This window comes from Maribacter algicola, assembly GCF_003933245.1.
GTDB lineage: Bacteria > Bacteroidota > Bacteroidia > Flavobacteriales > Flavobacteriaceae > Maribacter > Maribacter algicola.
Genome location: NZ_QUSX01000001.1, coordinates 1,840,550 through 1,865,891, shown reverse-complemented (window position 1 = coordinate 1,865,891; position 25,342 = coordinate 1,840,550). Strand labels below are relative to the sequence as shown.

The window sequence follows — 25,342 nt, the reverse complement described above, 5'->3', positions numbered from 1 at the left end:
CCCATGTATGGGTTTAGGAATGAAACTAAATGATTTAACTAAAATATCAGAAGCTTTTTCACTAACTGAGAAAATGCCTGTTCTATTTTTAGGGCATGGCAGCCCTATGAATGCCATTGAAGAAAACGAATTTGTTAAAGGCTTTAGAGAAATCGCCAAAACAATTCCAACCCCAAACGCCATACTCTGTGTATCGGCCCATTGGTTTACAAATGGTACTAAGGTTACCGCTATGGAAATGCCTAAAACAATTCATGATTTTGGTGGCTTTCCACAGGCTTTATTTGATGTGCAATATCCTGTTATGGGAAGCCCAGCTCTTGCTCGGGAAACCAAATCACTTTTATCACCCACCGTGGTAGAATTAGATGATAAATGGGGTCTGGACCATGGTGCATGGAGTGTTATAAAACATCTTTACCCTAAAGCTAACATTCCCGTAATTCAGTTAAGTATCGATTATACAAAACCTGCACAATACCATTATGGGTTAGCTAAAAAACTAACAAACCTGCGCAACAGGGGAATTTTAATTATTGGTAGTGGTAATATCATTCACAACTTAAGAATGATTGATTTTGCAAATGTGCATAAAGATGATTATGGCTATGATTGGGCCATAGAAGCAAGAGCAAAAATCAACAATTATTTAACAGATGGTAATTACCAACCACTGATTGATTACCACAAACAATCAATAGCATTCCAATTGGCAATTCCTACGCCAGATCATTATTTACCTTTGATATACAGCCTTGGACTTCAGGAAAAAGGAGAGACTATTAACCTATTTAATGACAAACTTTTAGCTGGAAGTTTGAGTATGACCAGTTTAAAAATTTCATAAAAGAAAATAGACAATATTCAAACTTGAAAATACTTTCCTTCAAAATGATAATTTAAAAAAAGGTGAACAGCCAACAACGTATCTAAGAAATAGTTGTTTTATTGAAATCCCAATCCCTTTTGCATTTAATCAGGTATTTTACTTTTAGAAAATTAGGTACTATTTACTTTGCTACTTCATATACAAGAAACCGTTGCAAATCATTTAAAATCAAAACATGAAAAACATAATTTTGCTGGTCTTCACCCTACTTATATTGGGATGTAATTCTAATTATAAGAAAGAAGGAACTATTACAACTTCGTACGAAAAAAGTGATTTACCTACTTCACCATTATTCAATACAGAAATTGTTGAACCAACAAAATTGTTTGATAATATTTACTTTGTTGGTTACGAAGGTGTGGGAGCATTTGTTATAAATACTACACGAGGAATTATCTTAATTGACGCTATGTGGACTAACGATGATGCAAAGAATGTCATCATTCCAAGCATAAAAAACTTGGATTAGATCCTAAAGATATTAAGTACCTAGTTATCACTCATGAACATGCTGACCATTATGGTGGTGCTAATTATATTGAGAGCGTTTATCATTCAAAAATACTAATGAGCGAAGTTGCTTGGAATGGTATTCACGACCCTAATACGACCGTTTTAGTAGATCCTTTTGGAAATAAATCAAGTGATTTAGCATTACCGAAATCATATCAAAAAGTAGATGATAAAGAAGTTATATCTCTTGGAGAAACTAAGCTAGAAATTTTATTGACACCAGGTCATACTGAAGGAACGATTTCTCTAATATTCAATACAACCGACAATAATACTGATCGGGTTGTTTCCATTTGGGGGGGAACTGGTTTACCTAATACCTTAGAAGGAAATAAAAAATATCTGCAATCTTTAAATTATTTTGAGCGGTATACAGTTGAAAACAATGTGAATGCTCTAGTTTCAAACCATCCCTTTGTTAATGATTTATTGAATGATATGAAAAAACTAAGATCAAGAAAACCAACAGAAAAAAACCCTCTAATTTTAACAAAAGAAGAGTTCAAAATAAATATAGACACAACTTTAAGAAAAAGTGTAATTGAAAAAATAAACAATCTTCAAAAACCAAATAACTGAAGTTTTTGTAGAATAAATGTTATACAACAGTGTCTATGAAAGTTGACAAAACAATAATAAATTCAAAGCTTTTAGCACTTATCAAAGTTCTTGGTTAACCGAAGTTTTTGTGCTTCAAAAGGGCCAGCTTTTCATATACTAACCGATGATGTACAATTATTCATTTAAATTTTATTGTTTTTCAAAGGTATTCATCGGTCGCTTCGCTCGGTCACCTAAAGGTGAACCCAAGTCGCTACATTGTCGCCAAAGGCTCCAATTCCCGCCCCTTGGGATTTGTACATCATTACTTCGGTAAACTCTGCACAGGCTCCGGGCCATGCCAGTTTGCATAATCCGTAGGATAAGGGACCAGCAAACCTATCACCTTTAGGTGCCATCGAGGAAAAAAGTACATATCAACGGCTATATGCAACCTGTCCACGTTCAACACGTATTTTAAATTTATCCCAACAAGTTGCGTAAATTTAAAATCCGTAACGTGGCTTCACATAGCCCTGCGTTAGCGGCAAGCTAAAAAAAACAAACTTCCCAATTTATGTCACAACTATTTATAAAAAAGTTTAGAGAGAAAGTGACACTAGATTTGGAAGAAGAGAAAATATTACTCAACCATTTATCCTTAAAAAAGCTAAAAAAAGGGGAGCACTTTCTTTACGCCGGAGAAATTACGGACCACATAACTTTCATAGAAAAAGGTGTATTAAGGGCTTATGTGCTAAATTCAAAAGGAGATGAAAATGTAGTCCTTTTTGGGCTTGAGGGTTGGACAATGGGAGATTTGAACAGCTTTATCAAACAAGAACCTGCAACTTACAACATTGATGCTTTGGAAGATACGGAGCTTGTCTTGATTAGCAAGGGGTCACACGATAGACTTTTGGACATAATGCCAAAATATGAAAGCTATATACGCATCTTGATGACCAATGCATACATGGCAATTCAAAAGAGAACGGCCAATATCATAAGTTTATCCCTAGACAAACGTTATCAAATTTTCGTAGAAACATATCCCGACATTATACAAAGAGTACCTCAGTATATGATTGCTTCGTATATGGGAATAACACCTGAAACCCTTAGCAGGATAAGGGCAAAAAAATAAATTATCCAATTTCTTGATTTATGTCAATGACTAAATTATCAATGCCTAGTTAAATTTGCATTTTTAAAATGTAACAAACTTAAAATCATTTAGTTATGAAATATTCATTATTTACAACAATAGTGTTTCTCCTAGTTATTATAAATGTCTCTGCACAAACCATAGAATGGGAAGGCAGGGAATTTGAAATTACGGATGTAAAAGCATCAATAGTGGAATTGAACAGAGAGAATGTTTTGAAAGTTGAACGGGACTTGAAAGCCCTGCCATTTGAGTTAGAAAACTTATCGAATACGGTGGACGAGCCGACTTATGTCAAAGTGAAAAATCTGGATATCCAAAACGGTGTCTTTGAAGTAAAAATGTTGAGTAGAATTCAAACTCCATCCCCATTCAAAGGGTCCCACGGATTTATTGGCGTAGCGTTTAGGGCAAATGAAGACAATTCCGCATACGAATCGATATACCTAAGACCTAATGTGGGTAGGTCGGATAATCAATTTGCGAGAAATCATACCGTACAATATTATGCGTATCCAGACTATAAGTTCGACCGATTACGGGCTGAATCAAAAGGCGAGTTTGAAACTTATGCAGATATCGGACTTGATGAATGGATTACATTTAGAGTAGAATTCAAAGGAAAAGAGGCGAAACTCTACCTGAACGACCAAGAATACGCATCATTCATCGTGAACGAAATGAAGGGAAAGACTCAATCAGGAAGTATAGCACTTTGGGTTGATATCGGAACCGAAGGTTATTTTAAGGATTTTAAAATACTGAAATCTGAATAACTGAAAAATAAAGCCAGCCGCTAACAATATATATAAAACATAGCTAGAATGGGCTTTCCTAGAGGTTTGTGTATATTTACAAAGGCCGCCAAATTTTTAAATTTGGCTATTTGAGAAAAAAGGTAAAACGAAAATTTAAAATTTCGGCTCGTATATAATACGAAAGTTCCGTGTCTTTTTACACGCTACGTTTCATATACGAACCGTTGCCATTCATTGCGGAATGCAATCTTTAACTAAAGAAAAAAAACACAAATAGAATGCAATGTTTAAATTGTAATAACTCGGTTAAGGAAAATTTCTGCCCAAATTGCGGACAAAAAACATCAACACATAGATTTTCGTTTAGTTATATTTTTGATAATGGAGTTTTAAATGGAATTTTTAACGTTAACAAAAGTTTTTTCTTCACTATAAAAGAGCTTTTTATACGACCTGGGCATAGCATCAGAGAATATATTCAAGGAAAAAGAATACGACATATTAATGCTTTTAGTCTATTAATATTACTAATCGCAATTGAATTTTTGCTCGATTTTGGCAATGTAAATAGTAATGAAGCATTACCAGAAATGTTTAAAAGTTCTGGTGATTCACTGGATCAAATTTTGGAAACTTATCCACAACTCACCTATTTAATTGTTATTTGTGCCACAACTATTTCCAGTTATCTGTTTTTTAGAAGAAGCAAACTGAATTTTGCTGAACATTTAGTAATGAATATCTATTCTTGGTCTGGTTTAATTGTACTAGGATTACCTCTTACACTATCATTTGCTTTCATTGATGATAAATCGCTGATAAGACCACTAATTAATATATATGCAATAATTGGTTTTGGTTATGCTTTTTGGTTTTTTTATCAATTTTTTTCAGGATACAACTACAAAAAAATATATTTAGTTTTAAGAGTGTTATTGGTACTTATTATATCGCATATTTTGAGATTTATTACACTTGCTGCTATGCTTGAAATTAATAAGCTTACGAATTAAAATGCTGACTAAATTCACTCAAACGCTGAATCTGAAAATCGAAATTTGATTGAATAATATGAACGATTAAAAACAACGAAATGGCAACAAAGAACTGAGGTAAAAAACAAACAAATTCTTCCTTAATTTGAGACAATATTATTCCACGCTCATAGGTTCAATAACTTGATTTTTTGAGCTTTTTTTATTCAATCCATCTTCTATTTATCTTGGCAGTATGGAAACGTAAGTTTCATCATATGGTCTACCAGATTTTGCAATAGCAAAAGACTGCTTTAATAGTTTGTTTGCAACTGCTATCAATGCTAGTTTCTTACTCTTGCCCTTATTTACGATTCGCTCATATACCTCTCTGCATGCCTTGTTATGTTTACAGGCATTGAAAGAACATAGAAACAATAGATTACGAAGCTTTCTATTGCCGACCTTGCTTATTCGTGCACGACCTCTTACACTGCTTCCCGACTCACGTATCGTTGGGGTTATACCAACATAACTACATAGCTGTGATGCCGTTTCGAACTTGCTGAAACCATCAGTTGCCACTATTAAAAATAACGCAGTCTTTTGACCTATCCCAGGTATTGACATCAACAAGGTCAATTGTTCTTGTTGGTCTCCCTTTACCAACGACAGGATCTTTGATTCGATAGCAACTACCTCTTTATTCAGCTGTTTCTTGTTGCGTATCAAGGAACGATAAACAAACTTTGAGGGTATACCCAAAACAGCTTCCCCATGTATCTTGTTCTTGGTCGCGGTACGTTGTTTTAAATAGGTATCCAATAACCGGAACAACTGTAAACATTCGCTCTGGGTATCCGTTAAAGCATTGTAAAGCGGAACTTCATTTATAAGGGCATATTCACATATGGCCCTTGCATCGCTTTTGTCAGTCTTTACCTTGGCCAGTTTCATTTGTACGAAACGTTTTATCGACAATGGGTTTACAACAGAAACCAATACTCCGTTTTTGTAAAGAAACTGTGCAAGTCTATAATGATAATAACCGGTAGCTTCCATAACCACCAATGAACCTTTGGGTAATTCCTTAAGGAATTTCTTAAATCCAATTTCATCGTTCTTATACTGGTCGTGACCTTTGTTACTACCATGTACATCAAAGACATCCTTACTGATGTCGACTCCATAAGTTTCTTTATATTTATTCATAAGAAATGATTTATGAAAGAACTAGCTACTGGTATCACAACAACTTGAAAACGAGATCAAGGTCTCACAGAACTGAACGTGATTTAAGTAGTAAAAGAGAGAGGATTAACAATGTTGTCGAAGTCGTAAGCTTCACCGTGTATAGTAACCTTAATTCTCTCTTTTGTTCTTTCTGATTAGTACATCAATTTATAGAGAATCAAACTTAAGACGTGTATAAATTATTACTAGTCCTAGCCTACTTACGAAAATCCTTACGGGTTTTCTATTCGGTTTGTATTTGCTAAACTAGGCGTGTGAAACATGCAACTAATCACAGTCCAACCATTTGGAACCCGTTAAAAAACTACCTGAAATGAAAGTAAAATCAATCTTTGTAAACCTACCGATTAAAGACCTTAAAAGGACAAGAGATTTTTGGACAAAACTTGGCTTTTCTTTTAACGAACAATTTTCTGATGACAAGGCATTGTGTTTAGTTTTAAATGAAGGATTGATATATTCCATGCTTATCACCCACGAATTGTTCAGCACGTTTACCAACAGACCAATTTCAAACGGAATAACTACACAGGTTCTAACCGCCATTGAAGTTGAAAGTAAAGAACAGGTAGATAAAATTGTAAAACTTGCACTTGAAAACGGTGCGACACGTTACCGAGAAAGTGCAGACCATGGCTGGATGTATTACGACTGTTTTGCTGATCTTGACGGACACCAATGGGAAATAATGTTTTCTGACCCAACTCAAATGCAACAATAAGATTATGACACTAGAAAAGATAACCATTAAAGTAATTGTAATGGCTAACAAACAAAAAGTTTGGGACTACTACACGTTACCAGAACATATAATTAAATGGAACTTTGCGGACACAAGTTGGCATTGTCCCACTGCAACGAACGATTTGAATGTTGGTGGCCGATATTTGGCAAGAATGGAAGCTAAAGACGGAAGTTTTGGTTTTGACTTTGATGCTGTTTATACGAAAATCGACAAAGGACAGAATTTTACTTACGAGTTTGGAGGAAGATATGCAACAGTTGATTTTAAAGAAACTGGAGGACAAACGGAAGTAACTATAACATTTGACCCTGAAACTGAAAATTCAATTGAATTACAAAGAAATGGTTGGCAAGCAATTTTGAATAACTTCAAAAAATACTCTGAAACAAATTGAGGAAAAAGAAAATTGAAGTTTACAACCTGCATACGATATAAGATCATATTTATTCTTTTCATATAAAACACTTAATAGGGTATATTTAAAAACAGCTTAAATTTATTTATTAACCTGTAGCCATATTTCAGCACAAGTCAAAACACATACTCTTTGAAAAAGAAATAAAATTCACACAATCAATGAGTCCAAGGATTTGGCGGTTATCTACGTAATAGCGATATACCGCCACTTTTGATCTATTTAAATACTTTAGAAAATCACACACTTCATTATGGCCGTTAGGATCTTCATTTCTGAATTGATTTCCAGATTTGCTATATTTCAGCTTATTTAACCGATAACCCATTTTTGGTCTTAACATAATTATCTATGAAAACAATGCTAAAAATATTGGCCTTTGTATTACTTCTTTTTTTTACTTCCCTTTCCTTCTCCCAGGCCATCTTGGAAGATGAACGCTATGTGCCGGAAACGGACCCCTTGGTCCTGGAAAAATTGGATCAATGGCAGGATATTAAATTCGGATTACTAATGCATTGGGGGGCTTATAGCCAATGGGGCATCGTGGAATCATGGTCCATTTGTCCGGAGGATTACGGTTGGTGCGAACGGACCAAAGGAAGCAATCCCCAAAACTATTTTGAATATAAAAAAGAGTACGAGGGTCTAAAAAAGACTTTCAACCCTGTAAAATTTGACCCGGATAAATGGGCCAATGCCGCCAAGGCCGCAGGAATGCGCTACGTGGTTTTTACCACCAAACACCATGACGGATTCTCCATGTTCGACTCCAAATACACCGATTATAAGGTTACAGACCCGGAATGTGCCTTTAGTGATAACCCGAAGGCCAACATTACCAAGGAAATTTTCGATTCGTTCAGGGCCAAGGATATGTGGGTAGGTGCCTATTTTTCCAAACCGGATTGGCATCATGAAAGCTACTGGGATCCTTATTTTCCTCCTCAAGATAGGAACGTCAATTACGACCCGGCCCTATATCCTGAAAAATGGGAAAAATACGTACAATTCACACATAATCAATTATTGGAATTATTGACGGATTACGGCAAAGTGGATATTATTTGGCTCGATGGCGGATGGGTCAAAAAACGAGATCAACAGAACTTGGAGGAAAACTATGCGGAAAAGTTTGCCGAAAACACTTCGGGAAACGGTTTTATCAAACATAGAATGGTCTCTCAGGACATCCGTATGGACGAATTGGTTGCCAAAGCCCGTGAAAAACAACCCGGACTTATTGTCGTAGACCGTGCCGTTTATGGTAAAAACCAGAACTACCTTACCCCAGAAAACAGGGTACCGGAAAAGGAGCTTCCCTATCCGTGGGAATCCTGCATTATTTCAGGTGATGGCTGGTCCTACACACCGGATTCAAATTACATGACCGGCAAGGAAGGTGTACAGATGTTGGTGGATATCGTAGCGAAAGGGGGAAATCTGCTATTGAACATTGCCCCATCGCCTGAAGGGGAATGGGACCAAGGTGCTTATAATTTGCTACAGGAATATGGCAAATGGATGGATATTAACAGTGAAGCCATATACAATAGTCGAACCCTAGCTCCCTATAAAGAGGACAATATCTGTATGACGCAACAGCAAGATGGCACCACCTATTTTCTCTACTTGGCAAAGGACGGGGAAACGGAAATGCCCTCGAGCATCACCATAAAATCCCACCGACCTGCTAACGGGAGTTCGGTAACACTTTTGGGTTATGGTGAAGCTTTGAAGTGGACCCCGCAAGATGAAGGTTTTGTGGTAAACATTCCAAAATCGATCAGAAAGAATCCACCAAGTGATCATGCATGGACAATCAAGGTATCCAAATTGGAATAATTCCCCAATGTGTTTTTTTAATAGGAGGTATTTCATATCCTAGACTTAAATCTGTTTTTACCCTAAAAAAACGAACTGATTTGGTATCTTCCTCGTATAAATATTTTAGGCAGTACCTTTTTATATAATACCGTTTGAAAAATCTAAAAGAAACACTATGATCAATACATTATTCAATACCAAGCACTTAAAAGGTGATTTTACTGGAGGATTGGTGGCCGGTGTAGTGGCCCTTCCATTGGCCCTGGCCTTTGGTGTACAATCGGGCCTTGGTGCAACGGCGGGATTATACGGGGCCATTGCGGTAGGAATATTCGCGGCCATGTTTGGGGGAACGGAAACCCAGGCAAGTGGTCCAACAGGCCCAATGACCGTAGTATCTGCGGCCTTGGTAGCTGCGGCCATTCAGATGAACGCCGGTATGGATGATGCCATGAACGTTATTTTATTGACCTTTTTATTGGGGGGTGCTTTTCAGGTAGTCTTTGGTTTTTTGAACATTGCGGGCTATGTTAAATATTTCCCCTACCCAGTTATCTCGGGCTTTATGAGCGGTGTGGGCTTAATAATCGTCTTATTGCAAATTTTTCCTTTTCTAGGTATGGACTCCGCAAAATCAACGGTTTCTGTGTTAAAAGATTTACCAAGAATAGCTTCCGAAACCAATCTATACGCCCTCTTGTTGGGGGCTATAACCATAGCGGTCTATTTCATTTTTCCCAAAATCACCAAAGCCATTCCCAGTGCCCTTGTGGCCCTGATCGTAGCAACGTTGATTGCTTATTTTGCCAAATGGGACGTTCCCTTGATTGGGGAAATTCCATCCGGGTTACCGGCTTTCCAGCTTGGGGGTGTCCTAAGCGTAGATCCAAGTGCTTATCCCAAAATCATTGAATATGCTTTGGTCTTGGCCGTACTGGGTAGTATCGATTCCCTCTTGACTTCCGTCATTGCAGACAATATGACCAAGACCAAGCACAATAGCAATAGGGAACTTATTGGACAGGGCATAGGGAATATGTTGGCAGCGGCCATTGGCGGGATTCCCGGTGCGGGTGCCACCAAAGGGACGGTTGTAAACATCAATGCCGGAGGCAAAACACGTTTATCGGGAATATTCCATGGTCTTTTCCTTTTAGCGGTTTTGTTGGGCCTTGGACAACTTGCGGCTCATATTCCATTGGCTGTCTTAGCCGGATTGTTGATTCCCATCGGATTCAAGATCATCGATTTTAAGGGACTTAAACATTTGCGAAAAGTTCCAAAGGCCGATGCTGTCGTGCTTATATTGGTACTGTCAGTAACCACCTTTGGAAGTTTGATCCATGCCGTGGGCATTGGAATTGCCCTGGCATGTTTGTTATTCATGAAAAAATCAGGGGACATAGGCGAAAAAGGATTGGAAGTGGGAGATATTTCAGAAATGGATGGTGAGAAACCCTGGCAGGACGAGATTGAATTCTATGACAAGTACAAGGACAAGGTTATCATAAAACATTTATATGGCCCCTTGTTCTTTGGTTTTACCTCCTATTTTAAAGATCAGATCAAAACACTTTCAAAAGATGTAAAAGCTGTCATCATCCGAATGGATAGGGTGCCCTATATGGACCAAACGGGCCTGTATGCTTTGGAGGATGTGATATTCGACCTTGAAAAAGAGAATATAGAGGTAATTCTGGTAGGCTTAAAAGAGCAGCCTAAAGATATGCTTGAAGCAGTGGATATTATTCCGGACCTGATTTCCCCAGAAGAAGTTTTTGACCGTATTGGTGACAGCTATGCCTATCTCAGGAACAAATTGAAGGCAGGGGAACGGCCCAGCTAATTTCAGGTTGAAAGCGTATTTAAGTGTATTTCATTATCCAGCCACAACTCGGGATTAAGGTTAAACAATAGTTAAATCGGATTTTATGTAACCAGGGTTACATCCCTATCGTTTTTCATAGTTTATTTTTATCGAAAATTAATACTTCAATAAATAAAATCAATATTATGGAAAATGTAGCTGAGCTAAAAGAGAAGCCAACGATGATGCCAAGAATTGGGGACATTGCCCCGGATTTTGAGGCCAACACGACCAAAGGAAAAATAAAATTCTCGGATTTTGCCAAGGATAAATGGGTAGTGATGTTTTCGCACCCTGCGGATTTTACTCCGGTCTGTACCACGGAAATGAGCGGATTCGCTACTAGAAAAAGTGAATTTGATGCTTTAAACACCGAGCTTTTGGGTTTGAGCATAGATAGTATTCATGCCCACTTGGGTTGGGTGCAAAATGTTAGGGAAAACACCGGCGTATATTTTGATTTTCCCATTATAGCGGATTTGGATATGAATGTGTCCAAACTATATGGCATGCTTCAGCCCAACGAAAGTGAAACCGCGGCTGTAAGGGCAGTATTTTTCATCGACCCGAAAAAGAAAATCAGGCTCATTATGTATTACCCTTTGAATGTTGGCAGAAACATGGACGAGATACTTAGGGCCTTGGAAGCATTACAAACTTCTGACAAACATGGTGTTGCCATGCCCCTGGACTGGAAAAGGGGGGACAAGGCCATTGTTCCGCCACCAAAATCCTTGGATGAACTAAATGCAAGATTGGCGGACGACTCGGTGGAAAAGGTAACTTGGTATCTTGCCAAAAAAAGTTTAAATTAAAAAATGTATTTCCTAAAGGCGTCTTTTCTAAAGGCGCCTTTTTTTAAAAACTGATTTTATGATCATAAAACAATTTGAATATGCCCCGCTGGCCCACTACTCCTACGCCATCGTTAGCGATGGGGAAATGGCCGTAATAGATCCGGAAAGGGACCCCATGCAATATTACGAGTTCGCCCATGACCATGGAGCAAGGATTGTAGCGGTCATTGAAACCCATCCACATGCAGACTTTATAAGTTCTCACCTACAGATTCATGAAGAAACGGGGGCCACCATTTACAATAGTGAAAAATTGGGTGCGGATTATCCTCATGTAACCTTTGATGAAGGTGATACCATTTCAATGGGGCAGGTGACCTTATCCGCCATCAATACGCCAGGTCATTCCCCGGATAGTATCACTATTGTCGCCAGAAACGGAAGGAAAACCGCCCTTTTTACCGGGGATACTTTATTTATAGGTGACGTAGGGAGACCGGACCTTAGGGAAAAAGCTGGAAATATGAAGGCAAAGCGACAGGAATTGGCAGAAATGATGTACTATACCATTCAGAACAAGTTCAATGAGCTACCTGACGATGCCTTGGTTTTCCCTGCCCACGGAGCGGGTTCCCTATGTGGCAAAAATTTGAGTTCTGACAAGAGTAGCACCCTTGGAAATGAGAGAATGGGCAATTGGGCATTTAAAAAACAGGCCAAGGAGGATTTTGTAAACTATTTGCTGGATAGCCAACCTTTCATTCCTTCCTATTTTGGATTTAACGTAGATATCAATAAAACTGGGGCAAAAAATAGTCGCAATGCCAATGCTGCGGTTAAATTTAGATTCAAAGCGTTTGAGAAAGGTTTGTTGGTAGACACCAGAGATGCATCGGATTTTAAAAAAGGTCATTTACCCGGGAGTATCAACATACAGGCGAATTCATCCAATGATAAATTCGAGACCTGGCTGGGTTCCATTGTTGAACCGGAAGAAGTGTTCAATGTCATCATTGAAAACCCCTATGAATTGGAGGGCATTCTAGATAGGGTTTCTAAAATAGGCTATGAAGGGCAATTGAAATCGGTTCTTACTTTGGACAAGCATCGGTTAGAAAAAAGTAGCATTCTGGACTTGTCAGATTTTAAAAAGAATCCATCCCACTATACTATTGTCGATATACGGAATCAAAGCGAAATCGATGACGGTAAATTTTTTAGGCAAGCCTTGCCACATCCCTTAAATAATCTAAGAAATACCTACCAGAATATACCAAAGGACAAGCCCATTGTAGTGCATTGTGCTGGAGGATATAGAAGTGCGGCCGGAAGCAGTTTGCTCAGTAAACTTATGAATGATGTTACTGTATTGGATCTTGGTGAAAATATAAACGATTTCAAATAGATAGCTTATGGCATAACTCATTTGTCCCAACCCTATTAAAAGGTAATTCTGTGACCATTAACGACAAATGTCCACTTATAGGGAAAATGGGTTATATTGCAGTTGATGAAACCTCAATTAATCGCCATAGAGCCCATTATCCATAAAAAAACCGTTAAAAAATATGCGGGTTGTTTTGCTGTTTGTCTACTAAAAAACAATATTGATTGGATAAAAATAGATGGTGAAACCTATATGAATGCGGCAAACACCATTTTTTTTCTTCATCCAAAGACCGATTGGGAAATAAGTAAGCGAAAAAGTGATATTTCTAACGGATATATATTGTATCTGACGCCAGAAATATTGAATAATCCCTTATTGAGCAAACTCCATATCAATGAAGTTCGCTTGTTTTCAGGAGAAGAAATTCCAAAAATAAATTTGGCCCCGGGGATAGAAAAAAGAGTTTACGGTATTTTAGAGATGATAGATGAACTGGTGGATTCCCACCTAAACCATAAAGAAGATGCTATCATCTCACTTTTGAACACATTTTTTGTGTACTGTGATGGTCAATGCAATATTAAATCGGTCATTTCAGAGAACAACAGCAAGAAATCCATTGTTTATCAATATAAAAAATTGATGGATAAGCATGTCTGTGAACTGCATGAAGTAGAGGAATATGCCAATATCCTAAATATAAGTAGCAAATACTTGAACGAATGTGTCAAAGAGGTCCTGGGAGTAACCGCTAAGAGTCTAATAACAGAACAGCGTATTATGAGGGCTCGCCATCAACTTAAGTTTTCGGATAAAAGCATCAAGGAAATTGGGTTTGGTCTTGGATTCTCATCAGCGGATTACTTTAGCTACTTCTACAAACAACACACCGGTTTTACGCCTTCCATGCACCGAGCATAATAAAAGTCCCAAAATCTAAGGCTTTACGGAGTTTTTCATAGGAAGCTAATACCTGTATGCCCTTAACTTGCCGTAAAACTTAAGAACATGGACAGAAAAAAATTTATTAAGGCAACGGGAATGGGATTGGGCGTAACCCTAATCGCTCCACAATTATTAAGTGGCAAATCTCAAAAAAACCTATCAGTTGAAAATAAGAATGACCCCAAAATTATTAAGGATGACGAGGGTGAAACCATTAATGTTATTGGTGATATTCAAACCCACAAAATTTTAGGAAGTGAAACGGGGAATCAGATTATGGAATGGGTAGACAATGTTGAACCGGGTGCGGGTATACCGCCCCATATCCATACCAAAGAAGATGAAATTTTTCGCGTGATTAAGGGAGAGGTAGAAATAATGGTAGATGGAAAAACCTCTATATTGAAAGCTGGGGACGTTGCATTTGCCCCAAAAAATGTACCCCATGCTTGGAAGGTAGTAGGAACGGAAAAAGCTAAAATGATTACTTCCGCCTTTCCCGCCGGTATTGAGGTAATGTTTCACGAGTTGGCCCAATTGCCTCCAGGTTCACCAGATTTGGCAAAAGTTGGTGAAATTTGCGGAAGGTATGGAATAAGCTTCGTTTAAGGGAAAAAATTATTTATCATCCAACGGATGGTCCTCTAATGACCGTCCGTTTTTCATTTATGGTTTTTGATATTGAAAATCCTGATTTATAGATTAATAGGATTTAAAAGAAAGCATCGCTAAAAAATCGAGTAAATTAGCATGTTCTTAAACCAAACCAAATAACCGTGCCAAGAAGGTTAACAACGTATCTTCAACTCCACAAACTGCCCCTACTTTTTGCGCTGTTCTCGTTAGTATTTTATTACACCTTGGCGTATCAATTGGAGCGCACGGATTACTTTAAACTTTTTACGCTTTTTGCCGCGCTTTTCTTCTTTTCTTGGAAGCTTATCCAATTTGAAAAATGGAACTTTAGGTTTCTTTTGGTTTCCGGTGTATTATTCAGGCTCGTATTTATACCAATAGAACCCCATTTGTCCCAGGACTTTTATCGGTTTATATGGGATGGCGAACTGGTGGTGAATTTCATAAACCCTTATTTGGAAACCCCAAACGCCTTAATGGAAAATCTGGGACTGCCCATTGCAAATGCCCAGGAACTCTATCAAGGAATGGGTAGCCTAAGTGCTAAACATTACAGCAGTTATCCTCCATTACATCAGCTGTTTTTTGCCCTGGCCGCCATGCTGGGCGGTAAAAGCATTTTGGGCTCCATAATGGTCATGCGGGCCTTTACCATACTTGCCGATCTAGGTATTTTTTATTTCGGAAGAAAACTCTTAAAAAACCTCAATAAGTCCCCACATCTTATCTGCTGGTACTTTTTAAATCCCTTGGTCATCGTTGAACTAACAGGGAACCTTCATTTTGAGGGTATTATGTTGTTCTTTTTGGTATGGGCGCTTTATCTGCTTTCCCAAAATAAATGGCAACTGGCAGGAGTCGTAATGGCTTGTTCTATTTCGGTAAAATTGGTGCCGATTCTTTTTTTGCCTTTGTTTTTAAAATATTTCGGACTAAAAAAAAGCCTGCCATTTTATCTTATTATCGGAGGTATTTCCCTTCTATTGTTTCTGCCTTTTTATGACCCTGCCTTTCTAACCAACTATTCAAAAACTGTCGGACTTTGGTTTTCAAATTTTGAATTTAATGCCGGAATTTATAACCTCGCCAAGAAAATTGCCATATCCATGGACGAGAAATCTTGGGATTTTATCAAAGACTACGGGAAGATCGTTCCCTATATTACCTTGGCAACCGCCATACTTCTGACCTTCCTAAGAAACAATAGGGACCTTCTAAAATTAATTTCTTCCATGATGTGGTTGCTCACCCTGTACTACATGATTTCTACAACGGTCCATCCTTGGTATATTATTTCCGTATTACTATTGGGTGTCTTTAACTCGGTCAAATATCCCGTCATTTGGACAGGAATGATCGTACTAAGTTATTTTGCCTATTCACAAGTGGACAATAAGGAGAATTTGCTTTTATTGTCTTTGGAATACACTGTGGTAATTGGATTTATTGTGTATGAGGTTGTTGCACAACTTCACAAAAAGTAGCCATTTTGTAAAAATTCCTTCCTCGTTTAGATAGGTTGGATTTAATTTGTACTTTTACTTTCATAATGAACGAGAACCATTACATTTCGATTTCCAAGAGTATCAGTACTCCAATCAGTCCGTTCGTATCTCGCCGTAGACGCCCGTAAGGGTTATAAACTTTTAATGGAATTAGGTGAGTCCATTTCCGCACGAGCAAAATCTTATTTTTATTTCTTTTTTAATCTTAATTTATAGCAATGAAGCTAGTTGTTGCTAACGAATCACACTTTAAATACGCACAGATCATTTGCGATACCATAGCGGAATCAGCCAAAGTGCGGGGAACAGGTATTGCAAAGCGCACTCCTGAATACATCCAGAAAAAGCTATCCAACGGTAATGCCATCATCGCCTTGGACGGGGAGAAATTTGCTGGATTTTGCTATATCGAAGTATGGGGGCATGAGAAATTTGTGGCCAATTCCGGACTCATCGTACATCCCGATTACCGGGGCCAAGGACTCGCAAAAGCCATAAAGGGTAGGATTTTTGAACTCAGTAGAGAGAAATTCCCCAATGCCAAGATTTTTGGGATTACCACGGGGTTGGCAGTAATGAAAATTAATTATGATCTTGGATACCAACCGGTAACCTTTTCCGAACTTACGGACGACCCTGAATTTTGGAAGGGCTGCCAAACCTGCAAAAACTTTGATATCCTCACACGTACCGAACGTAAAATGTGCCTATGTACAGGTATGTTGTACGACCCTGAGCAAAAGGAAAAGGATAAGAATCGGAAGGAGATAAGTAGCAAAGCCTTTAAAAGGCTCAAAAGCATCAAGGAAGCCCTATTTTTTAATAAAGAAAAAAAGTAATCAAACCATCCCTAATAACTGGGGAATAAGTAAATAAAAATGAAATTAGTATTAGCCTATAGCGGAGGATTGGATACCTCTTATTGCGCAAAATATTTATCAAAGGATAAAGGATTTGAAGTACATGCCGTAAGTGTAAATACCGGTGGCTTTTCTCCTGAAGAGATTAAAACCATAGAAGAAAAGGCGTTGCAATTGGGAGCTAGTTCCTATACATCTATCGATGCCGTGCAGACCTTTTACGACAAGGTAGTAAAGTACCTCATTTTTGGAAATGTACTCAAGAACAACACCTACCCCCTTTCCGTAAGTGCGGAGCGGATCGTACAGGCCATTGAAATAGTCAACCATGCCAAGAAAATAGGGGCCAAATACATCGCCCATGGCAGTACGGGTGCAGGCAACGACCAAGTGCGTTTTGATATGATTTTCCAGATCATTGCTCCGGAAATAGAAATCATTACCCCTATCCGAGACAATAAACTGGCAAGGGAAGTCGAGATCAAATACTTAGAGGAAAACGGGGTGGATTACCCGTGGGAAAAGGCAAAGTACAGTATCAATAGAGGCCTCTGGGGAACTTCCGTAGGAGGAGAGGAGACCTTGACATCCGATAAAGCCCTGCCGGATAGTGCCTATCCAAGCCAGTTGGAGGAAAAAACGCCAACCGATGTTAAACTGACTTTTAAACAAGGGGAACTGGTTGCCATTAACGGAGTTGCGGATACCCCCGTGAAAAACATCGAAAAATTGGAGGCCATGGCATCCAAATACGCCATTGGGAGGGATATCCACGTTGGGGATACCATCATTGGAATTAAGGGAAGGGTAGGTTTTGAGGCAGCTGCCGCTTTGATCATTCTTAAGGCACATCACCTTTTGGAAAAACATACCTTGACCAAATGGCAACAGTTTCAAAAAGAACAACAAGGAAATTTCTACGGCATGCTTTTGCACGAAGGGCAATATTTGGATGCCGTTATGCGTAATATTGAAGCCTTTTTGACCGATACCCAAAAAACAGTTTCTGGCGATGTGTTCGTGAGTCTATATCCCTTCCAGTTTCGATTGAACGGTATCTCATCCCCGCATGATCTTATGAATGCGTCCTTTGGTAGTTATGGCGAAATGAACAAAGGTTGGACGGCTGAGGAAGCCAAAGGCTTTATTAAAATTCAGTCCAACGCAGGAAAAATATACAACCACGTAAATCAAGGCAATGATTAAAGCGGGCATCATAGGAGGTTCGGGATATACTGGGGGGGAACTCATACGTATATTATTGAATCACCCTGCAGTGGAAATCGATTTTGTCTATTCCACTACCAGGGCCGGTAAGGGTTTGGATACTGCGCATCCCGACCTTTTAGGGCTGACCGATATGCAATTTACCGGAACCGTGAATCTGGAAGTGGATGTTGTCTTCCTGTGCCTGGGACATGGAAATTCCTCCCAATTTTTATTGGACAACACCTTTTCCGAAAAGACGATAATCATCGATTTGAGCAACGATTTTCGGTTACAGGCCGATGCCAATTTTAACGGAAAACAATTTGTTTACGGTTTGCCAGAATTGAATACTTCCGATATTGAATATGCCCAATACATCGCCAATCCCGGATGTTTTGCCACGGCGATTCAACTGGCGCTTTTGCCCTTGGCAAAGGCCGGTGAGTTATCGGACAAGATCCATGTAAACGCGGTCACGGGAAGCACGGGTGCGGGTGTAAGTCCGTCGGATACTTCACATTTTAGCTGGCGAAACAACAATGTAAGCTGGTACAAGCCCTTTACACACCAGCATTTAGGGGAAATCAACGAAAGCCTACGTTCTTTTCAGCAACCTATTGGCGAGTTGTTTTTTCTACCAAACCGGGGAAATTTTACACGGGGCATTTTCGCTACAGCTTACACGGATTTTTCAGGTTCATTGGAAGATGCCAAGGAGCTTTTTAAAGACTATTATACCGATGCCCTTTTTACGCATGTATCGGAAGAACCTATTAGTCTAAAACAGGTGGTGAATACCAACCATTGCCATATCCACTTGCATAAACATAATGATACGCTTTTGATAACTTCGGCCATCGACAATTTATTGAAAGGCGCGTCTGGGCAAGCGGTACAAAACATGAATTTAATTTTAGGTTTGGAAGAAAACCTGGGGTTAAATTTGAAGGCAGGGGTGTTTTAAGGATAGTGAGATAGTGGAATAGTGGAATAGTGGAATAGTGCATAAAACCGAAAGTTTCCAGAGCACCATCATCAACCAACAACGAAAAACGAACAACGAACAACGGATAACGAAAAAGGGAAATGAAAATAGCGATCATAGGAGCAGGTAATCTGGGCCTTTCCATAGCCAAAGGCATTTTGAACAGTAACGGTGCCACGAGCATGTACCTGACCAAACGTAATGTAAGGTCCATTTCTGAATATGAGAAATATGGCAATGTCACTGTCACGGCTGACAATAGGGAAGCGGTGGCCAAATGCGATATCCTGATTTTTGCGGTACAGCCAGGGCATTTTGCAAGTATTCTGGAAAGTGTGAAAGACCTCTTCACGGACAATCATGTCATTATCTCCACCATCACAGGTTTTGAGTTGAAAAGGATCGAGGAAGTAATTGGAACAGACCGTTATATTATACGAAGTATGCCCAATACGGCCATTTCAGTAGGGGAATCCATGACCTGCATCTGCAGCAATGAAAAAGGAAAAAAACGGATCGATTTGGCCAAAGCTATTTTCAATAGGATGGGCCATTCCATGGAAATACCGGAATCCCAAATGCAGGCGGCCACGGTAATCTGTGCCAGTGGAATCGCCTTCTGGATGCGTCTGATCCGTGCCACTACCCAAGGTGCCATTCAATTGGGTTTTGACGCGAAAGAAGCCCAGGAATTGGCCATGCACACCTGCAACGGAGCCGCAAAACTCTTGATAGAAAGTGGCAACCATCCGGAAGAAGAAATAGACAGGGTTACCACCCCCATGGGGTGTACCATACAAGGACTGAACGAAATGGAACACCAAGGCTTAAGTTCATCCTTGATCCAGGGTATCGTGGCCTCCTATGATAAAATAACCGAGTTTAAGAAACGATAAAAAGTGAAATAGTGAACTGGTAAGTTAGCGAATTAGTGAAAGATTCAAATAGAACGTAAGAAACTACTCTTGACATTTGAACTTGAACTTGTTCCAAGAAAGAACAACCAAAAACCAACAACCAGCAACGAACAACTATTATATGAAACTATTCGACGTTTACCCATTATACGATGTAACTCCCGTTTCCGCCAAGGGAATCGTGGTTACCGATGATAAAGGACATGAATATTTGGATTTTTACGGTGGTCATGCAGTGATTTCCATAGGGCACTCACATCCGCACTATGTAAAAAGGATAAAGGACCAATTGGACAAAATTGGGTTTTACAGCAATGCCGTTCAAAATCCCATTCAGGAAGAACTGGCCGAAAAATTGGGGAAACTTTCCGGTTGTGAAAATTACAATCTTTTCCTCTGTAATTCGGGCGCAGAGGCCAATGAAAATGCCCTAAAGATGGCTTCCTTTATTTCGGGAAAATCCCGGATCGTCGCCTTTAAAAATAGTTTTCACGGCAGGACTTCCGCCGCGGTAGCCGCAACGGACAATGCTTCCATCAACGCACCTATAAACAAGCAGCAACAAGTTACCTTTTTGGCACTGGATGATTTGGACGGCCTGCAAAAGGAGCTGAGTAAGGGCGATGTGTGTGCCGTTATCATTGAAGCCATTCAAGGTGTAGGCGGCCTGGACGAGCCTTCCACACCATTCTATCAGAATATCGCCTCCCTGTGTAAGGAACATGAGGTGGTGCTTATAGCTGACGAAGTACAATCAGGTTACGGCAGAAGTGGAAAATTCTTTGGTTTTCAGCATCATGGAATACAACCGGATATTATCAGCATCGCCAAGGGTATGGGGAATGGATTTCCGGTGGGCGGAATACTTTTGCATGAAAGTATTAAGGCAAGTCATGGGATGTTGGGTACCACTTTTGGGGGCAATCATTTGGCCTGTGCCGCTGCCTTGGCCGTTTTGGAGGTAATCGAGGAAGAGAAATTGGTGGAAAATGCGGCCAAACTAGGTAGTTACTTTACAAAAAAGGCTACCGAAATACCCCAAGTGAAGAGGGTGAAAGGCAAAGGTTTGATGCTAGGGCTGCAATTTGGTTTTGAAGTGGGTCCCTTGCGAAAAAAATTGATTTACGACCACCACTTATTTACGGGTGGTGCCAAGGACAAATATGTGCTTCGGGTTCTTCCCGCACTAAACATCACAGAAAAGGATATCGATACATTTTTTGAGGCCTTAAAAACCGCATTGAAGTGAACAAACAGTTGGACATAACGACCAGAAACGCCGTGCTTACGACCATGGCACGATTGATTTCTGTTGAAAAAACGGCCTTGCTCTCCGCCAACAAATTGGATATGGATAATTACAATGGGGCAGATCTGGCCATGGGCGACCGATTAAAAGTGGATGACGTCAAGGTTAATGGGATGATTTCCTCCTTGGAAAAATTAGCTAAGGAACCGGACCCGTTGGGCATCGAACGTTTTGCCTTTTCCCATGAAAACGGTATAAAGGTCAGTAACAAAACGGCTCCTTTTGGAACCATCTTGATTATCTATGAATCCAGACCAGATGTTACCATTGAAGCGGCGGGAATCGCTTTTAAATCGGGAAACAAAATTTTATTAAAAGGTGGTAAGGAATCCTTGAACAGCAACCTTTTCTTGGTAAACCTTTGGCACAAAGCCCTAGAGGAACATGATTGTCCTAAGGATTGGGTAACCTATTTGGAGTTCGACCGTACTCAGACACAGGCCTTTTTGGAAAATCCGACCCAGAAATTGGATTTGATAGTCCCTAGGGGCGGGGAAAAACTGATTGCCTTTGTAAAGAAACATGCCCGCTGCCCGGTCATTGTAAGTGGTAGGGGCAACAATTTTGTATATGTGGATACCGATGCCGATTTACAGATGGCCCTCGACATTATCATCAATGGGAAAACCTCGAAGATTTCGGCATGCAATGCCTTGGACAAAGTTCTTATTTCAAGGGATTTACATAGAAAACAGGAGTTTTTGCAACATCTGATACAATCCTTGAAAAAGCATAAGGTCGAGATTCTGACAGACGCAAAGCTGGAAGGCTTGGAAGGAACATCCGTAATGCCCGATGCCCAAGTTTGGTACGAGGAATTTTTGGATTATAAGATATTAATAGGCCAAGTTCCAGATTTGGAAGAAGCGGTACACACCATCAACACCTACGGAGGTGGACATTCTGCAGTGATTGTCACGAACAATGAGGAAAAAGCGGAAACGTTCATGACGTCCGTGGATTCGGCGGCCGTATATCACAATGCTTCCTCCCGTTTTACGGACGGGGGTGAATTTGGTCTTGGCGGGGAGTTGGCCATTAGTACGGATAAATTACATCAAAGAGGACCCATAGGGCTTCAACATTTGGTAACCAACAAGTGGTATGTGAAAGGTAATGGGCAGGTAAGGTAAATGGTTGATGGTTGATGGTTGATGGTTGATGGTTGATGGTAAAAAAAATTAATCTGTCAGGTCGAGCGCTGTCGAGACCTATATATGGAATCAATGGAATCCAATGTCGCATTCAGAAAGGAAAATGTAGAAGCATAAAACAACTAACGTGAAATTAGAAATAATTAGAAAAAAGAGATCATCCCCTAGGAAAAACCAACAGTGAACAGCGGTAAGCGTCTCGCGAACGACGAATAGCGAATAAAAAATGTCCAAAAAAAGAATATTGCTAAAAATAGGATCCAACACCCTTACCAAGGAAACCGACCAAATTTCCAGAGGTAAGATCGAGGATATAGCCCGGCAAATTGCAAAGCTAAAGAATGACTATGAATTTATTTTGGTTAGTTCAGGTGCTATTGCGGCCGCCAAGCAATTCGTGAAATTGGAGCATAATGGGCAGGAAATTACCGTTAAGCAGGCCTTGGCCGCTATTGGGCAGCCCCACCTCATGCGGATTTTCCAAGAAAATTTTAGGGAGTTGGGACTTTTTACCTCCCAATGTTTACTTTCTTATTCCGACTTTGAAAAACCTGAATCCAAAGAAAACATAAGAAACACCATCAATGTTTTGGTGGAAAATAATTTTATTCCCATTATCAACGAGAACGATACCGTGGCGACCGACGAAATTAAATTTGGGGACAATGATAAATTGGCCGCATTGACCGCAAGTCTTCTAAAAGTAGATTTGCTCATCATAGCTACCAATACAGATGGTATTTATGTCAAGGAAACCATCAATGATCCTCTTCCAAGTACCATTTTGGAAGTCCATGAAATAGACGAACTGGAAAAGGAAATCAGTGCGGAAAAATCCTCACATGGTACGGGAGGCATGGAATCCAAGCTGCAAGCGGCTAAAATCGCGAAAAAAGCCCACATTGAAACTTGGATCGTGAACGGTCTCAAGGATAATTTTATTTTGGATGCGATTGAAGGCTCATCGAACTTTACAAAAATTAAGATATGAAGAATTACTTGTCCATTAGTGATATAGATGATCTTTCTGAATGGGTCAAAGAAGCACGGATATTGAAATCCCAACCAAGGGCCGACAAACATCTGGGAGCCAACAAGACCATTTGCTTGTTATTCTTTAATAACAGCCTTAGAACGCGCTTAAGCACCCAAAAAGCGGCTATGAATTTAGGCATGGAAGTCATGGTGATGAATTTTGGCAGCGAGGGTTGGGCCCTGGAATATGGAGATGGTACCGTCATGAACCAAAATACTTCGGAACATATAAAGGAGGCCGCGCAAGTAGTTTCGCAATATTGCGACATTGTGGCCATACGGGCATTTCCTTCCTTGACTGACAAAGAGCAGGACGAAGCCGAAGTAGTCTTGAACGGATTTAGAAAATATGCTGGCATTCCCATTGTAAATATGGAGAGTTCCGTGGGCCATCCCTTACAGGCCTTGGCAGATGCCATTACCTTGGACGAGAACAATACCAAAGAAAGGCCAAAAGTTGTGCTGTCGTGGGCACCCCACCCAAAAGCGCTACCGCATGCAGTTGCCAATTCCTTTGTAGATATGATGCAAAAGCAAGATGCCGATTTTATCATTACCCACCCGCAAGGCTATGAATTGAACGAGGCGATTACCAAGAATGTGACCATTCAATATGATCAACGAAAGGCATTGGAAAATGCGGATTTTGTCTATGTGAAAAATTGGAGCAGTTATACCGATTATGGGAAGGTATTAAATCAGGATCCCGACTGGATGATGACTAAAGAAAAATTGGGTTCAGCAAAATTCATGCACTGCTTGCCAGTTCGTAGAAATGTGGTGGTAGAAGATGCAGTTTTGGACAGCGACCAAAGTTTGGTCATTGAACAGGCCAATAATAGGACGTATTCCGCACAAATCGTTTTAAAGAAAATTCTGGAAAACCTATAACCTTGATTGAAGCAAAACTGAGCAATAAAGTATGTATCGTTACCGGTGCCACCAGTGGTATGGGAAGGGCAATTGCTACAAAATTTTCAGGGGAAGGCGCCAAATTAATTTTATCCGGTAGAAATAAAGGTGAAGGCACCCAACTTGCGTCGAACCTTGGGAATGCCGTTTTTTTGGAGGGTGACGTTTGTGAGCCAAGTTACAATGAACGATTGGTTCAGGCGGCAATATCAAACTTTGGAGCCTTGGATATAGTCGCCTTGAACGCTGGAATTTTAGGACTGGGGAACGTAATCGACCTCACTTTAGAAGATTGGCATAAAACGATGGACACCAATATGGGTGCCATTTTTTATCTTAGCAAATATGCCATCCCGCAATTGCAAAAATCAAAAGGGAACATATTGATCAATGCTTCCATTGCCGCGTTTAAAAGTTTCCCAAATCATCCAGCTTACTGCGCCTCCAAGGCAGGTGCCATAGCCTTGATGAAACAAATGGCGGTGGAATATGGCCCTGATGTACGGGTAAATGCCATGTGTCCGGGACCCGTGGACACACCATTACTGTGGGATTCCGCAAAAGCCTTTGACAATCCGGCGAATGCGGTGGAGATTGCGGCTCGATCCACTTTAATGAATCGATTGGGAACGCCTGATGATATAGCAAAATTAGCGTTGTTCCTGGTTTCTGAAGATGCTTCTTGGATAACGGGAACGGCCATGACCATTGATGGGGGTATTTTAAATTCATGAA

The 25,342-nt window shown here is 39.8% G+C and carries 26 protein-coding genes; 24 read left to right on the top strand and 2 right to left on the bottom strand.

Features of this window, described 5'->3' with window-relative positions:
- Positions 1 to 19 precede the first annotated feature (19 nt).
- The 3 genes from ygiD (at position 20) to DZC72_RS07860 (ending at position 1,984) form a co-directional block, all read left to right on the top strand.
- Positions 20 to 847 carry a 4,5-DOPA-extradiol-dioxygenase gene (gene ygiD, locus DZC72_RS07870; protein WP_125222644.1) on the top strand — a complete coding sequence of 276 codons (828 nt, stop codon included), beginning with the start codon at positions 20 to 22 and terminating at the stop codon, positions 845 to 847.
- Between the two features lie 217 nt (positions 848 to 1,064).
- Complete coding sequence (locus DZC72_RS07865; protein WP_125222288.1) at positions 1,065 to 1,361, top strand: MBL fold metallo-hydrolase; 297 nt, start codon at positions 1,065 to 1,067, stop codon at positions 1,359 to 1,361.
- 11 nt (positions 1,362 to 1,372) lie between these two features.
- Complete coding sequence (locus tag DZC72_RS07860) at positions 1,373 to 1,984, top strand: MBL fold metallo-hydrolase (RefSeq protein ID WP_125222287.1); 612 nt, start codon at positions 1,373 to 1,375, stop codon at positions 1,982 to 1,984.
- A 215-nt stretch (positions 1,985 to 2,199) separates the two neighbouring features.
- Here DZC72_RS07860 and DZC72_RS17745 read toward each other — a convergent pair whose 3' ends face one another.
- Positions 2,200 to 2,364, bottom strand: a complete 165-nt coding sequence (locus DZC72_RS17745; protein ID WP_165869288.1) for a hypothetical protein — start codon at positions 2,362 to 2,364, stop codon at positions 2,200 to 2,202.
- 158 nt (positions 2,365 to 2,522) lie between these two features.
- Here DZC72_RS17745 and DZC72_RS07855 point away from each other — a divergent pair, with 158 nt between their 5' ends.
- The 3 genes from DZC72_RS07855 (at position 2,523) to DZC72_RS07845 (ending at position 4,884) form a co-directional block, all read left to right on the top strand.
- Positions 2,523 to 3,092 (top strand): Crp/Fnr family transcriptional regulator, encoded by a 570-nt coding sequence (locus DZC72_RS07855; protein WP_125222286.1) that lies wholly within the window; start codon positions 2,523 to 2,525, stop codon positions 3,090 to 3,092.
- A 95-nt stretch (positions 3,093 to 3,187) separates the two neighbouring features.
- Positions 3,188 to 3,889: a family 16 glycoside hydrolase gene (locus DZC72_RS07850; RefSeq protein ID WP_207891716.1), complete on the top strand. Its 702-nt coding sequence runs from the start codon at positions 3,188 to 3,190 to the stop codon at positions 3,887 to 3,889.
- Between the two features lie 260 nt (positions 3,890 to 4,149).
- Positions 4,150 to 4,884 (top strand): DUF3667 domain-containing protein, encoded by a 735-nt coding sequence (locus DZC72_RS07845; RefSeq protein WP_125222285.1) that lies wholly within the window; start codon positions 4,150 to 4,152, stop codon positions 4,882 to 4,884.
- A 204-nt stretch (positions 4,885 to 5,088) separates the two neighbouring features.
- On the opposite strand, the gene DZC72_RS07840 is transcribed toward DZC72_RS07845, so the two are convergent.
- Entirely contained in the window at positions 5,089 to 6,057 is a 969-nt protein-coding gene (locus DZC72_RS07840; RefSeq protein WP_125222284.1) for a transposase, read from the bottom strand.
- Positions 6,058 to 6,412: 355 nt separating this feature from the next.
- On the opposite strand from DZC72_RS07840, the gene DZC72_RS07835 reads away from it, so the two are divergent.
- The 18 genes from DZC72_RS07835 (at position 6,413) to DZC72_RS07750 (ending at position 25,341) form a co-directional block, all read left to right on the top strand.
- The gene (locus DZC72_RS07835; RefSeq protein ID WP_125222283.1) at positions 6,413 to 6,820 is read left to right on the top strand and encodes a VOC family protein; all 408 of its coding nucleotides are present in this window, start codon (positions 6,413 to 6,415) and stop codon (positions 6,818 to 6,820) included.
- Between the two features lie 4 nt (positions 6,821 to 6,824).
- Positions 6,825 to 7,238 carry an SRPBCC domain-containing protein gene (locus DZC72_RS07830; protein WP_125222282.1) on the top strand — a complete coding sequence of 138 codons (414 nt, stop codon included), beginning with the start codon at positions 6,825 to 6,827 and terminating at the stop codon, positions 7,236 to 7,238.
- 372 nt (positions 7,239 to 7,610) lie between these two features.
- Positions 7,611 to 9,104: an alpha-L-fucosidase gene (locus DZC72_RS07825; protein WP_125222281.1), complete on the top strand. Its 1,494-nt coding sequence runs from the start codon at positions 7,611 to 7,613 to the stop codon at positions 9,102 to 9,104.
- Between the two features lie 157 nt (positions 9,105 to 9,261).
- Positions 9,262 to 10,932: a SulP family inorganic anion transporter gene (locus DZC72_RS07820; RefSeq protein WP_125222280.1), complete on the top strand. Its 1,671-nt coding sequence runs from the start codon at positions 9,262 to 9,264 to the stop codon at positions 10,930 to 10,932.
- A 167-nt stretch (positions 10,933 to 11,099) separates the two neighbouring features.
- Positions 11,100 to 11,768 carry a peroxiredoxin gene (locus tag DZC72_RS07815; RefSeq protein WP_125222279.1) on the top strand — a complete coding sequence of 223 codons (669 nt, stop codon included), beginning with the start codon at positions 11,100 to 11,102 and terminating at the stop codon, positions 11,766 to 11,768.
- A gap of 58 nt (positions 11,769 to 11,826) precedes the next feature.
- Positions 11,827 to 13,155 (top strand): MBL fold metallo-hydrolase, encoded by a 1,329-nt coding sequence (locus tag DZC72_RS07810; protein ID WP_125222278.1) that lies wholly within the window; start codon positions 11,827 to 11,829, stop codon positions 13,153 to 13,155.
- Positions 13,156 to 13,260: 105 nt separating this feature from the next.
- A complete protein-coding gene (locus DZC72_RS07805) occupies positions 13,261 to 14,061 on the top strand; it encodes a helix-turn-helix domain-containing protein (RefSeq protein WP_125222277.1) in 801 nt (266 codons plus the stop codon).
- An 87-nt stretch (positions 14,062 to 14,148) separates the two neighbouring features.
- Positions 14,149 to 14,694, top strand: coding sequence for a cupin domain-containing protein (locus DZC72_RS07800; protein WP_125222276.1), 546 nt, complete (start codon positions 14,149 to 14,151; stop codon positions 14,692 to 14,694).
- Between the two features lie 167 nt (positions 14,695 to 14,861).
- Positions 14,862 to 16,205, top strand: a complete 1,344-nt coding sequence (locus DZC72_RS07795; protein WP_125222275.1) for a mannosyltransferase — start codon at positions 14,862 to 14,864, stop codon at positions 16,203 to 16,205.
- Positions 16,206 to 16,444: 239 nt separating this feature from the next.
- On the top strand, positions 16,445 to 17,065 hold the full coding sequence (locus tag DZC72_RS07790) for a GNAT family N-acetyltransferase (protein ID WP_125222274.1): 621 nt from the start codon (positions 16,445 to 16,447) through the stop codon (positions 17,063 to 17,065).
- Between the two features lie 39 nt (positions 17,066 to 17,104).
- Positions 17,105 to 18,292 carry an argininosuccinate synthase gene (gene argG / locus DZC72_RS07785; protein ID WP_125222273.1) on the top strand — a complete coding sequence of 396 codons (1,188 nt, stop codon included), beginning with the start codon at positions 17,105 to 17,107 and terminating at the stop codon, positions 18,290 to 18,292.
- Entirely contained in the window at positions 18,285 to 19,259 is a 975-nt protein-coding gene (gene argC / locus DZC72_RS07780) for an N-acetyl-gamma-glutamyl-phosphate reductase (RefSeq protein ID WP_125222272.1), read from the top strand. Before argG ends, argC begins: the two co-directional genes overlap by 8 nt.
- Positions 19,260 to 19,381: 122 nt before the next feature.
- Complete coding sequence (gene proC, locus DZC72_RS07775) at positions 19,382 to 20,176, top strand: pyrroline-5-carboxylate reductase (RefSeq protein WP_125222271.1); 795 nt, start codon at positions 19,382 to 19,384, stop codon at positions 20,174 to 20,176.
- Positions 20,177 to 20,318: 142 nt separating this feature from the next.
- On the top strand, positions 20,319 to 21,446 hold the full coding sequence (locus tag DZC72_RS07770; RefSeq protein ID WP_125222270.1) for an aspartate aminotransferase family protein: 1,128 nt from the start codon (positions 20,319 to 20,321) through the stop codon (positions 21,444 to 21,446).
- Between the two features lie 44 nt (positions 21,447 to 21,490).
- Positions 21,491 to 22,639 carry a glutamate-5-semialdehyde dehydrogenase gene (locus DZC72_RS07765; protein WP_243641702.1) on the top strand — a complete coding sequence of 383 codons (1,149 nt, stop codon included), beginning with the start codon at positions 21,491 to 21,493 and terminating at the stop codon, positions 22,637 to 22,639.
- 247 nt (positions 22,640 to 22,886) lie between these two features.
- A complete protein-coding gene (proB, locus tag DZC72_RS07760) occupies positions 22,887 to 23,651 on the top strand; it encodes a glutamate 5-kinase (RefSeq protein ID WP_125222268.1) in 765 nt (254 codons plus the stop codon).
- Positions 23,648 to 24,586 (top strand): Rossmann-fold NAD(P)-binding domain-containing protein, encoded by a 939-nt coding sequence (locus DZC72_RS07755; protein WP_125222267.1) that lies wholly within the window; start codon positions 23,648 to 23,650, stop codon positions 24,584 to 24,586. Before proB ends, DZC72_RS07755 begins: the two co-directional genes overlap by 4 nt.
- A 2-nt stretch (positions 24,587 to 24,588) precedes the next feature.
- Entirely contained in the window at positions 24,589 to 25,341 is a 753-nt protein-coding gene (locus tag DZC72_RS07750) for an SDR family NAD(P)-dependent oxidoreductase (protein ID WP_243641674.1), read from the top strand.
- The last annotated feature ends 1 nt before the right edge of the window (position 25,342 follow it).